15 protein-coding genes are annotated in these 16,044 nt (G+C 56.7%); 13 read left to right on the forward strand and 2 right to left on the reverse strand.

What is annotated here, in order from left to right:
- Positions 1 to 162: 162 nt before the first annotated feature.
- The 10 genes from AC6I8B_RS00815 to AC6I8B_RS00860 all read left to right on the forward strand — a co-directional run bounded on the left by AC6I8B_RS00815 (position 163) and on the right by AC6I8B_RS00860 (position 10,959).
- Positions 163 to 2,721, forward strand: coding sequence for a class I adenylate cyclase (locus tag AC6I8B_RS00815; RefSeq protein ID WP_010257330.1), 2,559 nt, complete (start codon positions 163 to 165; stop codon positions 2,719 to 2,721).
- 147 nt (positions 2,722 to 2,868) lie between these two features.
- On the forward strand, positions 2,869 to 3,069 hold the full coding sequence (gene lptM / locus AC6I8B_RS00820) for an LPS translocon maturation chaperone LptM (RefSeq protein WP_010257328.1): 201 nt from the start codon (positions 2,869 to 2,871) through the stop codon (positions 3,067 to 3,069).
- Positions 3,070 to 3,097: 28 nt separating this feature from the next.
- A complete protein-coding gene (gene dapF / locus AC6I8B_RS00825; protein ID WP_010257326.1) occupies positions 3,098 to 3,922 on the forward strand; it encodes a diaminopimelate epimerase in 825 nt (274 codons plus the stop codon).
- On the forward strand, positions 3,919 to 4,623 hold the full coding sequence (locus tag AC6I8B_RS00830; protein WP_010257324.1) for a DUF484 domain-containing protein: 705 nt from the start codon (positions 3,919 to 3,921) through the stop codon (positions 4,621 to 4,623). The genes dapF and AC6I8B_RS00830 overlap by 4 nt, the downstream gene beginning before the upstream one ends.
- On the forward strand, positions 4,620 to 5,525 hold the full coding sequence (gene xerC, locus AC6I8B_RS00835; protein ID WP_157354035.1) for a tyrosine recombinase XerC: 906 nt from the start codon (positions 4,620 to 4,622) through the stop codon (positions 5,523 to 5,525). Before AC6I8B_RS00830 ends, xerC begins: the two co-directional genes overlap by 4 nt.
- The gene (yigB, locus tag AC6I8B_RS00840) at positions 5,522 to 6,238 is read left to right on the forward strand and encodes a 5-amino-6-(5-phospho-D-ribitylamino)uracil phosphatase YigB (RefSeq protein WP_157354033.1); all 717 of its coding nucleotides are present in this window, start codon (positions 5,522 to 5,524) and stop codon (positions 6,236 to 6,238) included. Before xerC ends, yigB begins: the two co-directional genes overlap by 4 nt.
- A gap of 154 nt (positions 6,239 to 6,392) precedes the next feature.
- Entirely contained in the window at positions 6,393 to 8,555 is a 2,163-nt protein-coding gene (gene uvrD / locus AC6I8B_RS00845; protein ID WP_010257313.1) for a DNA helicase II, read from the forward strand.
- A 67-nt stretch (positions 8,556 to 8,622) separates the two neighbouring features.
- Positions 8,623 to 8,679 (forward strand): YsgD/CorL family protein, encoded by a 57-nt coding sequence (gene ysgD, locus AC6I8B_RS00850; protein ID WP_353748370.1) that lies wholly within the window; start codon positions 8,623 to 8,625, stop codon positions 8,677 to 8,679.
- A 176-nt stretch (positions 8,680 to 8,855) separates the two neighbouring features.
- A complete protein-coding gene (gene corA, locus AC6I8B_RS00855; protein WP_003854370.1) occupies positions 8,856 to 9,809 on the forward strand; it encodes a magnesium/cobalt transporter CorA in 954 nt (317 codons plus the stop codon).
- 97 nt (positions 9,810 to 9,906) lie between these two features.
- A complete protein-coding gene (locus tag AC6I8B_RS00860) occupies positions 9,907 to 10,959 on the forward strand; it encodes an AbrB family transcriptional regulator (RefSeq protein WP_157354029.1) in 1,053 nt (350 codons plus the stop codon).
- On the opposite strand, the gene rarD is transcribed toward AC6I8B_RS00860, so the two are convergent.
- Both rarD and AC6I8B_RS00870 read right to left on the reverse strand, forming a co-directional pair.
- Positions 10,930 to 11,829 (reverse strand): EamA family transporter RarD, encoded by a 900-nt coding sequence (rarD, locus tag AC6I8B_RS00865; RefSeq protein WP_010257306.1) that lies wholly within the window; start codon positions 11,827 to 11,829, stop codon positions 10,930 to 10,932. The two genes, AC6I8B_RS00860 and rarD, sit on opposite strands and share 30 nt — an antisense overlap.
- 23 nt (positions 11,830 to 11,852) lie before the next feature.
- Complete coding sequence (locus tag AC6I8B_RS00870; protein ID WP_010257304.1) at positions 11,853 to 12,323, reverse strand: thioesterase family protein; 471 nt, start codon at positions 12,321 to 12,323, stop codon at positions 11,853 to 11,855.
- 194 nt (positions 12,324 to 12,517) lie between these two features.
- Here AC6I8B_RS00870 and pldA point away from each other — a divergent pair, with 194 nt between their 5' ends.
- From pldA to rhtC, 3 genes are read left to right on the forward strand one after another with little or no spacing between them, the layout of a single operon-like run.
- A complete protein-coding gene (gene pldA, locus AC6I8B_RS00875; RefSeq protein ID WP_010257301.1) occupies positions 12,518 to 13,396 on the forward strand; it encodes a phospholipase A in 879 nt (292 codons plus the stop codon).
- A 24-nt stretch (positions 13,397 to 13,420) separates the two neighbouring features.
- A complete protein-coding gene (recQ, locus tag AC6I8B_RS00880; protein WP_010257299.1) occupies positions 13,421 to 15,250 on the forward strand; it encodes an ATP-dependent DNA helicase RecQ in 1,830 nt (609 codons plus the stop codon).
- Between the two features lie 12 nt (positions 15,251 to 15,262).
- On the forward strand, positions 15,263 to 15,886 hold the full coding sequence (rhtC, locus tag AC6I8B_RS00885; protein WP_010257296.1) for a threonine export protein RhtC: 624 nt from the start codon (positions 15,263 to 15,265) through the stop codon (positions 15,884 to 15,886).
- Positions 15,887 to 16,044: the final 158 nt, after the last annotated feature.

The following is a 16,044-nucleotide window of genomic DNA, read 5'->3' on the forward strand; positions in this document are numbered from 1 at the left end:
AGAACGTGCTAAACTGTCAGGTAGCGCAACTTTCTTTACGGTCAATCTGCAGGGTGTTAGATTGATCACGTTTCCAGCAATTATCTGCCCACTTTTTTACTTTATAAGCGGCAGAGTGTGGAAACAGGGTGCTTAAACACTGGGACAATCAGGCGAAACGTCTTGTACCTCTACATTGAGACACTGAAACAGAGACTGGATGCAATCAACCAGCTGCGCGTTGATCGTGCGCTGGCTGCTATGGGACCCGCTTTTCAGCGCGTCTACAGTCTGCTGCCAACCTTATTACATTATCAACATCCGCAGATGCCGGGTTACCTTGAAGGTAGCGTTCCACATGGCATCAGCTTCTTCACGCCTGATGAAAATCAGCGTCAGCTGCTGGCCGATCTCACCGGCGACAGCGATCTGCGTCATGCCGATGCGCCGAAAGGCGAAATGCCGATTACGGCTATCTATTCTATGGGCAGCACCTCGTCTGTCGGCCAGAACAGCGTCTCGGATCTCGATATCTGGGTCTGCCATCAATCCTGGCTTGATAATGAAGAGCGTCTGAATCTGCAGCGCAAATGTACGCTGCTGCAGAAGTGGTGCGTTTCAATGGGCGTAGAGGTGAGTTTCTTTCTGATTGATGAGAACCGCTTCCGCCACAACGAAAGCGGCAGTCTGGGCGGTGAAGATTGCGGTTCAACACAACACATTTTACTGCTGGATGAGTTCTACCGTACGGCAGTTCGTATGGCGGGTAAACGCATCCTGTGGAATATGGTGCCGGGCGAAGAAGAGCACAATTACGACGACTACGTAATGTCGCTCTACGCCAAAGGCGTGCTGACCCCTAATGAGTGGCTCGATCTTGGCGGCCTCGGCACGCTGTCGGCGGAAGAGTATTTCGGCGCCAGCCTGTGGCAGCTTTATAAAAGCATCGACTCCCCGTATAAAGCCGTACTGAAAACGCTGCTGCTGGAAGCGTACAGCTGGGAATACCCGAATACGCAACTGCTGGCGATGGATATTAAACAGCGCCTGCATGACGGTGAAATCATCTGCTTCGGGCTTGATCCTTACTGCATGATGCTGGAGCGCGTTACGCACTATCTGACCAGCGTTGACGATCAGCCGCGTCTTGACCTGGTGCGTCGCTGCTTCTACCTCAAAGTGTGTGAAAAGCTCAGCACCGAAGATCATCAGCACCGCACCGGCTGGCGTCGCGAAATTTTATCGCAGCTGGTCAAAGAGTGGGGCTGGAACGAAGAGAAGATTGCCATTCTGGACAACCGCGCTGAGTGGAAAATCGAGCGGGTGCGCGAAGCCCACAATGAATTGCTGGATGCGATGATGCAGAGTTATCGCAACCTGATCCGCTTTGCCCGCCGCAATAACTTAAGCGTCAGCGCCAGCCCGCAGGATATCGGTGTGTTGACCCGTAAACTGTATGCCGCGTTTGAAGCGCTGCCGGGCAAAGTGACGCTGGTGAATCCGCAAATTTCGCCCGATCTCTCTGAGCCCAATCTGACCTTTATTCATGTGCCGCCTGGACGCGCCAACCGTTCCGGCTGGTATCTCTATAACCAGGCGCCGGACATGGATTCGATTATCAGCCATCAGCCGCTGGAATATAACCGCTACCTGAACAAGCTGGTGGCGTGGGCGTGGTTCAACGGACTGCTGACCCGTAAAACCCGGCTGCATATTAAAGGCAATGAGGTTTGCGATCTGGCGCGTCTGCAGGAGCTGGTTAACGATGTTTCCAGCCACTTCCCGCTGCGTCTGCCTTCGCCGACGCCAAAAGCGCTCTACAGTCCGTGCGAAATCCGGCACCTTGCGATTATTGTTAACCTTGAACACGATCCGACGGCGGCCTTCCGCAATCAGGTGGTGCACTTCGACTTCCGTAAGCTGGATGTCTTTAGTTTTGGTCAGCAGCAGCAGTGCCTGATTGGCAGCATCGATCTGCTCTATCGCAACTCCTGGAATGAGGTGCGTACGCTGCACTTCAGCGGCGAACAGGCGATGATCGAAGGGCTGAAAACCATTCTCGGCAAGATGCATCAGGATGCTGCACCGCCCGATACGGTGGAAGTGTTCTGCTACAGCCAGCATCTGCGCGGTCTGATTCGGACGCGGGTACAGCAACTGGTCTCAGAATGCATTGAGTTGCGCCTCTCCAGCACACGTCAGGAGCCGGGTCGCTTTAAAGCGCTGCGTATGGCGGGCGAGACCTGGGGCCTGTTCTTTGAACGCATGAGCGTTTCGGTGCAGAAGCTGGAAAACGCGGTTGAGTTTTATGGCGCGATCTCCAACAACAAGCTGCACGGACTGTCGATCAAAGTCGAAACGAATCAGACGCCGCTGCCACCCGTGGTCAACGGTTATGCCAGCGAAGGCATTATTCAGTTCTTCTTTGAAAACACCACCGATGAGCGCGGCTTCAATATCTACATCCTCGATGAGACCAATCGGGTTGAGGTTTATCATCACTGTGAAGGCAGTAAAGAGGAGCTGGTGCGCGATGTCAGCCGGTTCTACTCCTCATCGCACGATCGCTTTACCTATGGTTCAAGCTTTATCAACTTCAACCTGCCGCAGTTCTACCAGATTGTGAACACCGGTGAGCGATTCCAGGTGATTCCGTTCCGTAGCCAGACGCTGACGCAGCTGTGTACCTCGCAGCCTGACAACGACAACAGCGACTATCAGCCACGCTATCAGGTGCACTGATGCTGACGGGCTGCCTGCGCTCTGCAGGTGGCCGCTATCTTCCCGGCTTGTCACCCGCTTCACGCTATTTGCGGGCATTTCCTGTTGCTTTTCCACCTTCAACTGCGATGATAAGCATCCAGGTAAAGGACATGAAGAGCATAAAGAATGAAGAAAGTAATAAGCCTGTTGGCCATGACACTGGCAGTAATCAGCCTTGCAGGTTGTGGTCTGAAAGGACCGCTCTACTTCCCGCCGAAGGATCAGCCGAAGAAACAACAAGCCCCAACCGACCGCCAGAAAGCGGATGCCTCTAAAGCCGATGTCGGCGGGCTGGTTACCGGCAATTCAGGCGTAAAAGCGAACTAATCTGATGGCTTATCCGGCGGAGCAAAAAATGCAGTTCTCCAAAATGCACGGTCTCGGCAACGATTTTATGGTTGTGGATGCGGTGACACAAAACGTCTTCTTTTCGCCGGAATTGATCCGCCGGCTGGCCGATCGTCATCTGGGGATCGGTTTTGATCAACTGCTGATTGTTGAACCGCCTTACGATCCCGATCTTGATTTCCACTATCGCATTTTCAACGCCGACGGCAGTGAAGTCGCACAGTGCGGCAACGGTGCGCGCTGCTTTGCCCGCTTTGTTCAGCTGAAAGGACTGACCAACAAAAGTGACATCCGGGTCAGTACGCAGAATGGCCGCATGGTGTTGACCGTCACGCCTGACGACCAGGTGCGCGTGAACATGGGCGAGCCAAACTTTGAGCCTCAGCAGGTGCCGTTCCGCGCCAACAAGGCCGAAAATCTCTATCTGCTGCGCGTGGCCGAACAGACGGTGATGCTGGGTGCGGTGTCGATGGGCAACCCGCACTGCGTTATCCAGGTCGAAAGTGTCAAAACCGCGCAGGTTGAACTGCTGGGTCCGATTCTGGAGAGTCATGAACGCTTCCCGGATCGTGTTAATGTCGGTTTTATGGAGATCATCAATCCCGAACATATCCGCCTGCGCGTCTACGAACGCGGAGCGGGTGAAACGCAGGCGTGCGGCAGCGGCGCCTGTGCTGCCGTTGCATGTGGCATTCAGCAGGGCATTCTGGCACCCAAAGTGCGTGTCGACCTGCCTGGCGGAACGCTGCACATCACCTGGAAAGGCGCCGGTCAGCCGCTCTATATGACCGGGCCTGCGACACACGTCTACGATGGGTTTATTCATCTATGAAAAATATCGAAGAGCAGGCTGACAGTTCGGTTCTGCTGGACGATCAGGCCGTCAGTGATTATCTGCGGCAGAATCCCGATTTCTTTATCCGCAATGCCCGTGCAGTTGAACAGATGGCCGTGCCGCATCCGGTGCGTGGCAGCGTCTCTCTGGTCGAATGGCATATGGCACGGCAACGCAACCATATTCAGCGGCTGGAAGAAGAGATCACGCTGCTGATGGAGCAGGCCAGCGCTAACCACGAACTGTTTGATCGTCTGCTGTCGCTGGAGAGCCATCTGGCCGCGGCTGACTCGCTACAGGATATGCTCAACCGTCTGCATCGCTGGGCGCGTGAGCTGGGCCTGGCGGGTGCCAATGTGCGGCTGTTCAGTGATAAATGGCTGCTGGGCGCGCCCTCCGATTTCTTTCAGCTGAGCCTCTCGCGTCAGGCGTTTGAACCGCTGCGTATTCAGCGCTTCGGTAACCAGCATCACTATCTTGGCAACATTAACGGGCCGGAACTGCTGCTGCTGTTGCCGCAGGCCAAAGCGATCGGGTCGGTTGCCATGTCGCTAATGGGTGAGGAGGGCGATCTCGGCGTGCTGGTGTTCAGCAGTCGTGACAGCCAGCACTATCAATCGGGCATGGGGACACTGCTGTTGCAGCATCTGTCGCAGATGATGCCTGATCTGCTCTCCCGCTGGGTTGAACGCGCATGAGCAGCGCGCTGCAGGAGGCCGTCGACGGATTTCTGCGCTACCTGAAAGTGGAGCGCCAGCTCAGTCCGTTAACCCAGAGCAGCTATGCGCGACAGCTTGCCGCGCTGGTGGCGATTGCTGATGAGATGAAGCTCAGCAGCTGGGCACAGCTGGAACCGGCACAGGTGCGCAGCATGGCGGCGCGCAGCCGTCGCGCCGGACTGGCCGCCAGCAGCCTCGCGCTGCGGCTCTCCGCCCTGCGCAGTTTTCTCGACTGGCAGGTGAGCCAGGGTTTGCTTTCTGCCAACCCGGCCAAAGGGGTGATGACGCCGCGTAAAGCGCGCCATCTGCCTAAAAACATTGATGTTGATGAAGTAAATCAGCTGCTGGAGATCGACCTTAGCGATTCGCTGGCGGTGCGCGACCGGGCGATGCTGGAAGTGATGTATGGCGGCGGTTTGCGTCTCTCTGAACTGGTGAATATGGATTGTCGCCACGTCGATCTCGATTCAGGCGAAGTGTGGGTAGTCGGTAAGGGCAGCAAAGAGCGCCGGATACCGATTGGTCGCACGGCGGTCGCCTGGATCCAGCACTGGCTGCCGCTGCGTGAAACCTTTGGCGGCCAGGATGATGCGCTGTTTCTTTCGACGCGCGGCAACCGCATCTCGCCACGCAACGTGCAGAAACGCTTTGCCGAATGGGGCATCAGACAGGGCGTGGCCAGCCATATCCATCCGCATAAGCTACGACACTCATTTGCCACGCATCTGCTGGAATCCAGCGGTGACCTGCGCGCCGTGCAGGAGTTGCTGGGTCATGCAAACCTGTCGACGACCCAGATCTACACCCATCTCGATTTCCAGCATCTGGCTTCGGTGTATGACGCTGCGCATCCCCGCGCCAAACGAGGAAAGAACGAATGAAGTTTTATCGTCCGCTGTCGGCCATAAAAGCCATGACCTTCGACCTTGATGACACACTCTACGATAACTACCCGGTCATCCGTCGTACCACCCTGGAGTCCCATGCCGCGTTGCAGGCTTTTCATCCGGCGCTGCGTGACTTCACGCCGCAGGATTATCAGCCGTTGCGCGATGAGCTGCTGCAGCGCGAACCTGATATCTATCATGATGTTTCGGAGTGGCGACGCCGTTCGGTTGAGCTGGCGATGCTGAATATCGGCCTCTCTGCCGCTGAAGCTACCGCGGGTGCGGCAGAAGTGATGGCGGTCTTCCATCAGTGGCGGAGTCAGGTCGAGATGCCGGATGAGACGCACCAGACGCTGAAAGCCCTGGCGGAGAAAATCCCGCTGGTGGCGGTCACCAACGGCAACGCCTGCCCGGAGAAAATGGGCATTGCAGAATACTTCCGCTTCACGCTGCGGGCCGGGCCAGACGGGCGCGCCAAGCCGTGGCAGGATATGTATCAGCTTGCCGCGCAACGCCTTGATATCGCGCCACACCATATTCTGCACGTGGGTGATGACCTGACCACCGACGTGGCGGGCTCACTGCGCTGCGGGCTGCAGGCCTGCTGGATTAACCTGCGGCAGGGCAACCTGATGCATATCCCGGATGCGCGCCTGTTGCCGCATGTCGAAATTTCGCGGTTGGCATCACTCACCTCACTGCTATAATGGCTGTAAATTTATCCAGTCGTCTCCACTTTTTGTTTTGCCGCCGTCCCTTATCCGGCACCTGTATCGCCGCCTGACTGGCAGCGATAATGCCTTGCGGCAGGCGGAATAATCAGTGTGACGATGGCGTTTTTTTCTTTGGTAATCGGTGCTTATGGACGTTTCTGAACTGCTCGATGGTTTGAATGACAATCAGCGCGCTGCCGTTGCGGCACCGCGCAGTAACCTGCTGGTGCTGGCAGGCGCGGGCAGTGGTAAAACGCGGGTGCTGGTGCATCGCATTGCCTGGCTGATGTCGGTGGAGAACTGCTCGCCCTATTCGATTATGGCGGTGACCTTTACCAACAAAGCGGCAGCGGAGATGCGTCACCGTATCGAGCATCTGATCGGCACCAGTCAGGGCGGAATGTGGATCGGAACCTTCCACGGTCTGGCGCACCGCTTACTGCGCGCCCACCATCTTGACGCCGGTCTGCCACAGGATTTTCAGATCCTCGACAGCGAAGATCAGCTACGTCTGCTCAAGCGCCTGATCAAATCAATGAACCTTGATGACAAACAGTGGCCTGCGCGTCAGGGCATGTGGTACATCAATGGTAAAAAAGATGAAGGCCTGCGACCAAAGCATATCGAAAGCTACGGCAATCCGATTGAGCAGACCTGGCTGCGCATCTATCAGGCCTATCAGGAAGCCTGTGATCGCGCCGGTTTAGTCGACTTTGCCGAGCTGTTGCTGCGTGCCCATGAGTTATGGCTCAACAAGCCACACATTCTTAATCACTACCGCGAACGCTTTACCAACGTGCTGGTGGATGAGTTCCAGGATACCAACAACATTCAGTATGCCTGGATTCGGATGCTGGCGGGCGACAGTGGCCGGGTGATCATCGTGGGCGATGATGACCAGTCGATCTACGGCTGGCGCGGCGCACAGGTCGAGAATATTCAGCGCTTTCTGCAGGATTTCCCCGGCGCGGAAACGATCCGTCTGGAGCAGAACTACCGCTCAACCAATAACATCCTGAAAGCCGCCAACGCCCTGATCGCTAACAACAATGGTCGCCTGGGTAAAGAGCTGTGGACCGAAGGCAGCGATGGCGAACCGATCTCGATCTACTGCGCCTTTAATGAGCTGGATGAAGCACGCTTCGTGGTCAACCGCATCAAAGTCTGGATGGAGAACGGCGGCGCGCTCAACGACTGCGCCATTCTCTATCGCAGCAACGCCCAGTCGCGTGTGCTGGAAGAGGCGCTGCTGCAAAGCAGCATGCCGTACCGTATTTATGGCGGCATGCGCTTCTTCGAACGTCAGGAGATCAAAGATGCGCTCTCCTATCTGCGTCTGATGGCGAACCGCAATGACGACGCGGCATTTGAACGCGTGGTGAATACCCCGACGCGCGGCGTGGGCGATCGCACGCTCGACGTGGTGCGTCAGACGGCCCGTGAACGTCAGATGACGCTGTGGCAGGCAACGCGTGAACTGCTGCAAAGCCGTGCGCTGGCTGGCCGGGCCGCGTCTGCGCTGCAACGCTTCTGTGAACTGGTTGATTCACTGGCAACCGAAACCGCCGAGTTACCGCTGCATGTTCAGACCGACCGGGTCATCAAAGACTCTGGCCTGTGGCTGATGTATGAGCAGGAAAAAGGTGAGAAGGGCCAGGCGCGTATCGAAAACCTTGAGGAGCTGGTGACCGCTACGCGGCAGTTCAGCTATCAGGATGAAGATGAAGATCTGATGCCACTGCAGGCCTTTTTATCCCACGCCGCGCTGGAAGCGGGCGAAGGCCAGGCAGACAAATGGCAGGATGCGGTTCAGCTGATGACGCTCCACTCGGCAAAAGGGCTGGAGTTCAGCCAGGTGTTTATCGTCGGCATGGAAGAGGGCATGTTCCCGAGCCAGATGTCACTGGATGAAGGTGGCCGGCTGGAGGAGGAACGTCGTCTGGCTTATGTCGGCGTGACCCGTGCGATGCTCAAGCTGACGCTGACCTACGCCGAAACCCGCCGACTCTATGGTAAGGAAGTGTATCACCGGCCGTCCCGTTTTATCGGCGAACTGCCCGAAGCGTGCATAGAAGAAGTGCGTCTGCGCGCCAGCGTCAGCCGTCCGGTAAACCATCAGCGGATGGGTGCCCCGGTGACCAAAAATGACAGTGGATTCGCGCTGGGTCAGCGTGTTCATCACGCAAAATTTGGCGAAGGCACCATCATTAATCTGGAAGGCAGCGGCGAGCATAGCCGTCTTCAGGTGGCGTTTCAGGGGCAGGGAATCAAGTGGCTGGTGGCGGCTTACGCGAAGCTTGAAACGCTTTAGCGTGCGGTTGACGGCTTTTTCGTCTCAGCGTAACATGCGCCCACTATTATCATGAGAGGACAATGCCTTGGACACGCCCAGTCGATGCTGGCTCAATGACCTGGATTCCAGGAATAACATCTAAGGCTACCTCTTTACGCGGGTAGCCTTAGCGGTTATCAGCGACCTCCCTTTTTGATTCCGTCGCGAGTCAGCACTGATTTATCTCTGAAACTCTGTTTCCGTGTTCAGGCTGCCCGTTCCATGTTGAGGAACGGCGGACTGCCTTGTCCCATTTAGTCTGCAATGGGGAGTATTGCTATGCTGAGCGCATTTAAACTGGATCACAGCCGCCTGACGCGACTGGAGCTGGAAGACGAAAACGACAAACTGACGACCTCTGTCTGGGTCGATCTGATCGAGCCGGAAGAGGGCGAACGTGATCGCGTGCAATCTGAGCTAGGCCAGAGTCTGGCAACACGGCCTGAGCTGGAGGATATCGAGGCCTCGGCACGCTTCTTCGAAGATGAAGATGGTCTGCATATCCACTCCTTCTTCTTCTATGAAGATGCTGACGATCACGCCGGTAACTCCACCGTGGCGTTCACCATCCGTGAAGGCCGTCTCTACACGCTGCGCGAACGTGAGCTGCCTGCGTTCCGTCTCTATCGCATGCGCGCCCGTAATCAGACCCTGATCGACGGCAATGCCTTTGAGCTGCTGCTCGACCTGTTTGAAACCAAAATCGAGCAGCTGGCGGACGAAATCGAGAACATCTACAGCGCACTGGAGAAACTCAGCCGGGTGATCATGGAAGGTCAGCAGGGCGAAGAGTACGATCAGGCGCTGTCGCGATTAGCGGAACTGGAAGATATCGGCTGGAAGGTGCGTCTCTGTCTGATGGATACCCAGCGCGCCCTGAACTTCCTGGTACGCAAAGCACGTTTGCCGGGCAATCAGCTGGAGCAGGCGCGTGAAATTCTGCGCGATATCGAATCGCTGCTGCCACATAACGAATCACTGTTCCAGAAGGTCAACTTCCTGATGCAGGCGGCGATGGGTTTCATCAACATCGAGCAGAACCGCATCATCAAGATCTTCTCGGTGGTCTCCGTGGTGTTTCTGCCGCCGACGCTGGTGGCCTCCAGCTATGGGATGAACTTTGAGTTTATGCCGGAACTGAAGTGGAGCTTTGGTTATCCGGCCGCGATCGGCCTGATGATTCTGGCCGGACTGGCGCCTTATCTCTATTTCAAGCGTAAAAACTGGCTTTAAAATAAGAACGGGCCATCGGAGATGGCCCGTTCTGCTGGCTCCTGTCCCCATTTCTGCGTAATCTTACCCTCCTGTTTTTACAAATTATTAACTTCTTATGGACGCTTTTTCGTTGCGCGCGCAGTGGACGCTGCTGCTGCTGATCTCGGTATTGCTGGGCGCGGTGCTGCACTATTTTCATGTGCCCGCTGCGCTGTTACTGGGACCGATGATTGTGGGTGTAGTGATGGGGCTGTCGGGTGCCACGCTGCGAATTGATAAGCGGCTGTTCCTGCTCGCTCAGGCCGTACTGGGCTGCATGATTGCGCAGAGTCTGTCGCCTTCGATTCTGGCCCCGCTGATTCAGGACTGGCCGATCGTGCTGGCGGTGCTGCTGCTGACGCTGGCGGCCAGCGGCCTGTCAGGTTTTCTGCTGGTGCGCTTCAGTCATCTGCCTGGCCCGACCGGCGCATGGGGATCGTCGCCGGGCGGTGCAACGGCCATGGTGGCGATGGCGGGTGACTTTGGCGCTGACGTACGGCTGGTCGCATTCATGCAGTATCTGCGGGTGCTGTTTGTCGCCTCGGCGGCCGCGCTGGTGGCGCGCATCGGACTGGGCGATGAGGCGCACAGCGTCTCGCTGCTCTGGTTTCCACCGCTGAATCAGGGCTTTGTTATCACCCTGGTGGTGATGCTGACGGGCGCGTGGCTGGGCACCCGACTGCGTATTCCTTCTGGCGCGCTACTGCTGCCTGCGCTGGCGGGTGCGGCACTGCACAGTAGCGACATCGTGGTGTTACAGGTGCCGGAATGGCTGCTGGCCGTGGCCTATGCAGTGATTGGCTGGAGCGTGGGATTACGTTTCACCCGCCCGATTTTTCTGCTGGCCCTGCGCACGCTGCCGCAGATGCTGGCCTCCATCTTCGGGCTGATGCTGTTGTGTGGCGGCCTGGCGTGGATGCTGACGCGAATGCTGGATATCGATCTGATGACGGCCTATCTCGCCACCAGTCCAGGCGGGCTGGACACGGTGGCGATCATTGCGGCGGGAACCCAGGTCAACATGGCGTTTGTGATGGCGTTGCAGACGTTGCGTCTGTTTACCATCCTGCTGACCGGCCCGGCTTTAGCGCGCTTTATTTCACGCTATGCGCGAACGGGAACGGAATGAAAACGCCACCGCATCGCAGACAAATACCAGCAGCGCCAGCCAGATGAAGCCAAAGGTCACCATCTTGTCTGGCGTGATGGTCTCACCGTAAAACGCGACCGCCAGCACAAACATCAGCGTCGGGCCGAGATACTGAAAGAAGCCTACGGTGGAAAGTCGCAGACGGCTGCAGGCTGCCGCAAACAGCATCAGCGGAATGGTGGTTACAATGCCCGCCGCTATCAGCTTCAGGTTGAGACTCAGTGGGTTGGCGGATAAGTGGCTGGTGGCGCTGTCGGCAAAACCAAACAGGTAAATCGCCGCCAGTGGAAACAGCCACAGGGTTTCAATCAGCATGCCGCTCTGCGCATCGACCTGAATCTTTTTGCGCACCAGGCCATACAGGGCGAAGCTCAGCGCCAGGCCCAGCGCGATAATCGGTAACGACCCAAACTGCCACAGCTGCACCAGCACACCGACGGTGGCCAGCAGCACGGCGAGCCACTGCAGACGGCGAAACCGTTCGCGCAAAAACAGCATGCCGAACACCACGTTGATCAGCGGGTTAATAAAGTAGCCCAGGCTGGCTTCCAGCATATGCTGATTGTTGACTGCCCAGATAAACAGCAGCCAGTTGCCGCCGATAGTCACGGCCGTCAGCGCCAGCAGCAGCACTTTTTTAGGCTGGCGCAACACGCTGCGAACGCCGGGCCAGCTGCGGCTCAGGGTAATCAGTAACAGCATAAACAGTGCAGACCAGATCACCCGGTGCGTCATGATTTCCGTGGCGGGAACCTGCTTTACCAGTTTGAAATAAGCGGGCGCAATGCCCCAGATAAAGTAAGCGCCCAGTGCAAAGCCAACGCCCTGTCGGGTTTGTTGCGTATCCATATGCGTTCCATTCAATGGCGTGGTTAGCCGATAAGATAGGTGGCGGTAGCCGTGGCGATATAATCGCCCTGTTGATTGTGCAGTTCCACGCGCGCCACGGCGACTTTGTTACCGGCGCGCAGCAGGCTGCTGGTGGCGGTGAAGCGTTCGCCGCGTCCGGGACGCAGATAGTCGACGCGCATATCAATGGTACCCATGCGTGACAGACGCTGGCGCAGATCCGCTTCGCTGATGCTTTCCTGACGGGTTAACGCATTACTGACGCAGACCATGCCCGCCGCCACATCCAGTACCGACGCGATAACGCCGCCGTGCAGAATCTGCTGCGCCTGGTTGCCCACCAGCATGGTTTTGTTATTGAAGCTGATCTCTGCGTAGTCTGCGTCAAGGCGCATCAGTTCCAGGCCCAGCGCCTGATTAAACGGCATGTGATAAACGAAAATTTCGCCGACCAGCTGGCGAGCGTCCTGCTGTGTCAGCACAGGTGATGACATGATGATGTGTCCTGAAAAAATCGGGCCAGAGGGGCGCGGAACATGAATGAGTTGTGTATTCTATGCCGCCTGCGAGGGTGTTTCCAGTTTAAGAAATCAGCACTCATGCTCACTGCCATTTGCGTGTAGAATGGCCTGCTTTTTACGACACCCTTTCAGTTACTTTGATACGCAGCTGCTCACCGGAGAATTTTATGCGTAAGCATCGCGCCTTGCTGGCGGCAATGTTGATATTTCCTGCGCTGGCGCAGGCGGATGAAGCCCATATTAAAGAGGTTCATGACGCGCCACAGGTTCAGGGCAGCATTATTGCTAACCTGCTGGAGAAGCATGATAACCCGTTTGTTCTCTATCCTTACGAGAACAACTATCTGCTTTATACCTATACCAGCGACCTCAATAAAGAGGCGATCTCCTCCTATAACTGGGGAGAGAATGCCCGCAAAGATGAAGTGAAATTCCAGCTCAGCCTGGCGTTTCCGCTGTGGCGCGGTATTCTGGGCGACAACTCGGTGCTGGCAGCCTCTTACACCCAGCGTTCCTGGTGGCAGCTGTCGAATAGCGCTGAGTCATCGCCATTCCGTGAGACCAACTATGAGCCGCAGATTTTCCTGGGCTGGGCAACCGACTATTCGCTGGCGGGCTGGACACTGCGTGATGTCGAAGTGGGTCTGAATCACCAATCCAACGGACGAAGCGATCCCACCTCGCGCAGCTGGAACCGCGTCTATGCGCGTCTGATGGCAGAGAATGGTAACTTCCTGGCGGAAATCAAACCCTGGTATCGTATCCCTGAAGGGGCGAACAGCGATGATAATCCTGATATCACCAAATACATGGGTTACTACCGCACCCGTCTGGGCTATAAGCTCGGCGACAATATCTTCAGCGTAGAGGGCAACTATAACTGGAACAGCGGTTATGGCGGCGCGACCCTGGGCTGGAGCTACCCTATCACTGAGCACGTTCGCTTCTATACTCAGGTGTTTAGCGGTTACGGTGAATCACTGATCGATTACAACCATCGCCAGACGCGTCTGGGTGTGGGTGTAACACTTAACGACTTGTTCTAATCCATAACGAAAGACAGGAATCGCGTGGCAACCTCGGCAGTTCTTAATCAGGAAGCGCTGGCGCAGCAGGTATTGCAGGATACCTTCGGCTACCAGCATTTTCGTCCCGGTCAGCAGACGATCATCAATGAGGCGCTGAGCGGGCGCGATTGTCTGGTGGTGATGCCCACCGGCGGTGGTAAATCGCTCTGTTATCAGATCCCTGCGCTGGTGCGCGAGGGGCTGACGCTGGTGGTGTCGCCGCTGATCTCGCTGATGAAAGATCAGGTCGATCAGCTGCTGGCGAACGGCGTGGCGGCGGCGTATCTCAACTCCACCATGACGCGCGATCAGCAGCAGACGGTGATGGCCGACTGCCGAACCGGTCGGGTTAAGCTGCTCTACATCGCCCCGGAACGCCTGATGATGGATAACTTCCTGGACAGTCTGGCGCACTGGCAACCGGCGATGCTGGCGGTGGATGAAGCGCACTGTATTTCCCAGTGGGGCCACGATTTCCGTCCGGAATATGGCGCACTCGGCAAGATGCGTCAGCGCTTCCCGGAATTACCGGTAATGGCGCTGACCGCGACCGCGGATGAAACCACCCGCAACGACATCGTTAACCTGCTGCATATGCAGGATCCGCTGATCCAGATCAGCAGTTTTGACCGCCCCAATATTCGCTACACGCTGGTGGAGAAATTTAAACCCACCGATCAGCTGCTGCGTTACGTTCAGGATCAGCGCGGCAAGTGCGGCATTATCTACTGCAACAGCCGGGCGAAGGTGGAAGACACCGCCGCGCGGCTGCAAAGCCGGGGGTTCAGCGTCGGGGCATACCATGCCGGGATCGACAGCGAACAGCGTGGTCGGGTGCAGGAAGCGTTTCAGCGTGACGATCTGCAAATCGTGGTAGCGACGGTGGCCTTTGGCATGGGCATCAACAAGCCCAACGTCCGTTTTGTGGTCCACTTCGATATCCCGCGCAACATTGAGTCCTATTATCAGGAAACCGGGCGGGCCGGACGTGATGGTCTGCCTGCCGAAGCGATGATGCTTTACGACCCGGCCGATATGGCCTGGCTGCGTAAATGTCTGGAAGAGAAAGTGCCCGGGCCGCTGCAGGATATTGAGCGTCACAAACTCAACGCCATGGGCGCGTTTGCTGAAGCGCAGACCTGCCGCCGTCTGGTGCTGCTGAACTATTTTGGCGAGGGCCGCCAGCAGCCGTGCGATAACTGCGATATCTGTCTTGACCCACCTAAACGTTATGACGGCCTGGTTGAAGCGCAAAAAGCCCTCTCCGGCATCTACCGCGTGGGTCAGCGTTTTGGTATGGGCTATATCGTTGAGGTGCTGCGCGGGTCCAACAATCAGCGTATCCGTGAGCAGGGTCATGACAAACTGCCGGTCTATGGACTGGGCAAAGATCAGAGCCACGAACATTGGGTGAGCGTGTTACGTCAGCTAATCCATCTGGGGCTGGTGACGCAGAACATCGCTATGCATTCGGCTCTGCAGCTCACCGAAGCGGCGCGGCCGGTGCTGCGTGGTGAAGTGCCACTGATGCTGGCGGTGCCGCGTTTAATCACCGCAAAAACAAAAAGCAGCAGTCCGGCGAAGTTTCACGGTGGCAACTACGATCGCAAACTGTTCGCCAAGCTGCGTAAGCTGCGAAAAGCGATCGCCGATGAAGAGAATATTCCGCCTTACGTGGTGTTCAATGACGCCACACTGATAGAGATGGCAGAACAGATGCCGGTCAGCGCGTCCGAGATGCTCAGCGTCAACGGCGTGGGTCACCGCAAACTGGAGCGCTTTGGCAAACCTTTCCTGGTGATGATCAAAGAGCATCTTGATGATGAAGAGTAAAGGACACTGATTATGTTGATGTTATTCGCCACTGTGGCGCTGGTGCATCTGGTGGCGCTGATGAGCCCCGGCCCCGATTTCTTTTTCGTGTCACAGACTGCCGCCAGCCGCTCGCGCAAAGAGGCGATGATGGGTGTACTGGGCATTACGCTGGGCATTGTGGTCTGGGCGGGTGTGGCGCTGATGGGGCTGCATCTGATTCTGGAAAAAATGGCCTGGCTGCATCAGATCATCATGGTCGGCGGTGGACTTTATCTGTTGTGGATGGGCTGGCAGCTGATGTGCTCGGCACGTCAGCGTCATAAACAGCCGCAGCAGGATGAGCCGGTGGTTGCGTTGCCGAAACGCGGCATGAGCTTTCTCAAAGGCCTGCTGACGAACCTGTCGAATCCTAAAGCCATTATCTACTTCGGCAGCGTCTTCTCGCTGTTTGTTGGCGACGATGTCGGTTCGGCGGAGCGCTGGGGTCTGTTCCTGCTGATTGTCGGTGAAACCTTTGCCTGGTTTACCCTGGTGGCGGCGATTTTTGCGCTGCCGTGGATCCGCGCTAAGTATCAGCGACTGGCGAAATGGGTCGATGGCATGGCCGGCGTACTGTTTGCCGGTTTTGGTATCCACCTGATTCTTTCGCGTTAAACAACGTTTCAGTCCTTATGCCGGCGTGCGCGTTGCGCCTCCGGCAGAAACCTCCCTTGCTGTCGCTTCCTCCAGAGAGTTCGCTTGTGTGACGGATGTCACATTCCAGGGCTCAGGGAGTTTTGCTGTTGCAACCGCAGATAAATCGTCACTCTTTA

This window comes from Pantoea sp. X-Soil-ISGK-285 (assembly GCF_059730815.1).

Excerpts from the sequence above, each read along its gene's own strand:
- lptM (WP_010257328.1), top strand. The coding sequence starts at position 2,869 with ATGAAGAAAGTAATAAGCCTGTTGGCCATGACACTGGCAGTAATCAGC.
- dapF (WP_010257326.1), top strand. The coding sequence starts at position 3,098 with ATGCAGTTCTCCAAAATGCACGGTCTCGGCAACGATTTTATGGTTGTG.
- AC6I8B_RS00830 (WP_010257324.1), top strand. The coding sequence starts at position 3,919 with ATGAAAAATATCGAAGAGCAGGCTGACAGTTCGGTTCTGCTGGACGAT.
- xerC (WP_157354035.1), top strand. The coding sequence starts at position 4,620 with ATGAGCAGCGCGCTGCAGGAGGCCGTCGACGGATTTCTGCGCTACCTG.
- yigB (WP_157354033.1), top strand. The coding sequence starts at position 5,522 with ATGAAGTTTTATCGTCCGCTGTCGGCCATAAAAGCCATGACCTTCGAC.
- uvrD (WP_010257313.1), top strand. The coding sequence starts at position 6,393 with ATGGACGTTTCTGAACTGCTCGATGGTTTGAATGACAATCAGCGCGCT.
- corA (WP_003854370.1), top strand. The coding sequence starts at position 8,856 with ATGCTGAGCGCATTTAAACTGGATCACAGCCGCCTGACGCGACTGGAG.
- AC6I8B_RS00860 (WP_157354029.1), top strand. The coding sequence starts at position 9,907 with ATGGACGCTTTTTCGTTGCGCGCGCAGTGGACGCTGCTGCTGCTGATC.
- rarD (WP_010257306.1), bottom strand. The coding sequence starts at position 11,829 with ATGGATACGCAACAAACCCGACAGGGCGTTGGCTTTGCACTGGGCGCT.
- AC6I8B_RS00870 (WP_010257304.1), bottom strand. The coding sequence starts at position 12,323 with ATGTCATCACCTGTGCTGACACAGCAGGACGCTCGCCAGCTGGTCGGC.
- pldA (WP_010257301.1), top strand. The coding sequence starts at position 12,518 with ATGCGTAAGCATCGCGCCTTGCTGGCGGCAATGTTGATATTTCCTGCG.
- rhtC (WP_010257296.1), top strand. The coding sequence starts at position 15,263 with ATGTTGATGTTATTCGCCACTGTGGCGCTGGTGCATCTGGTGGCGCTG.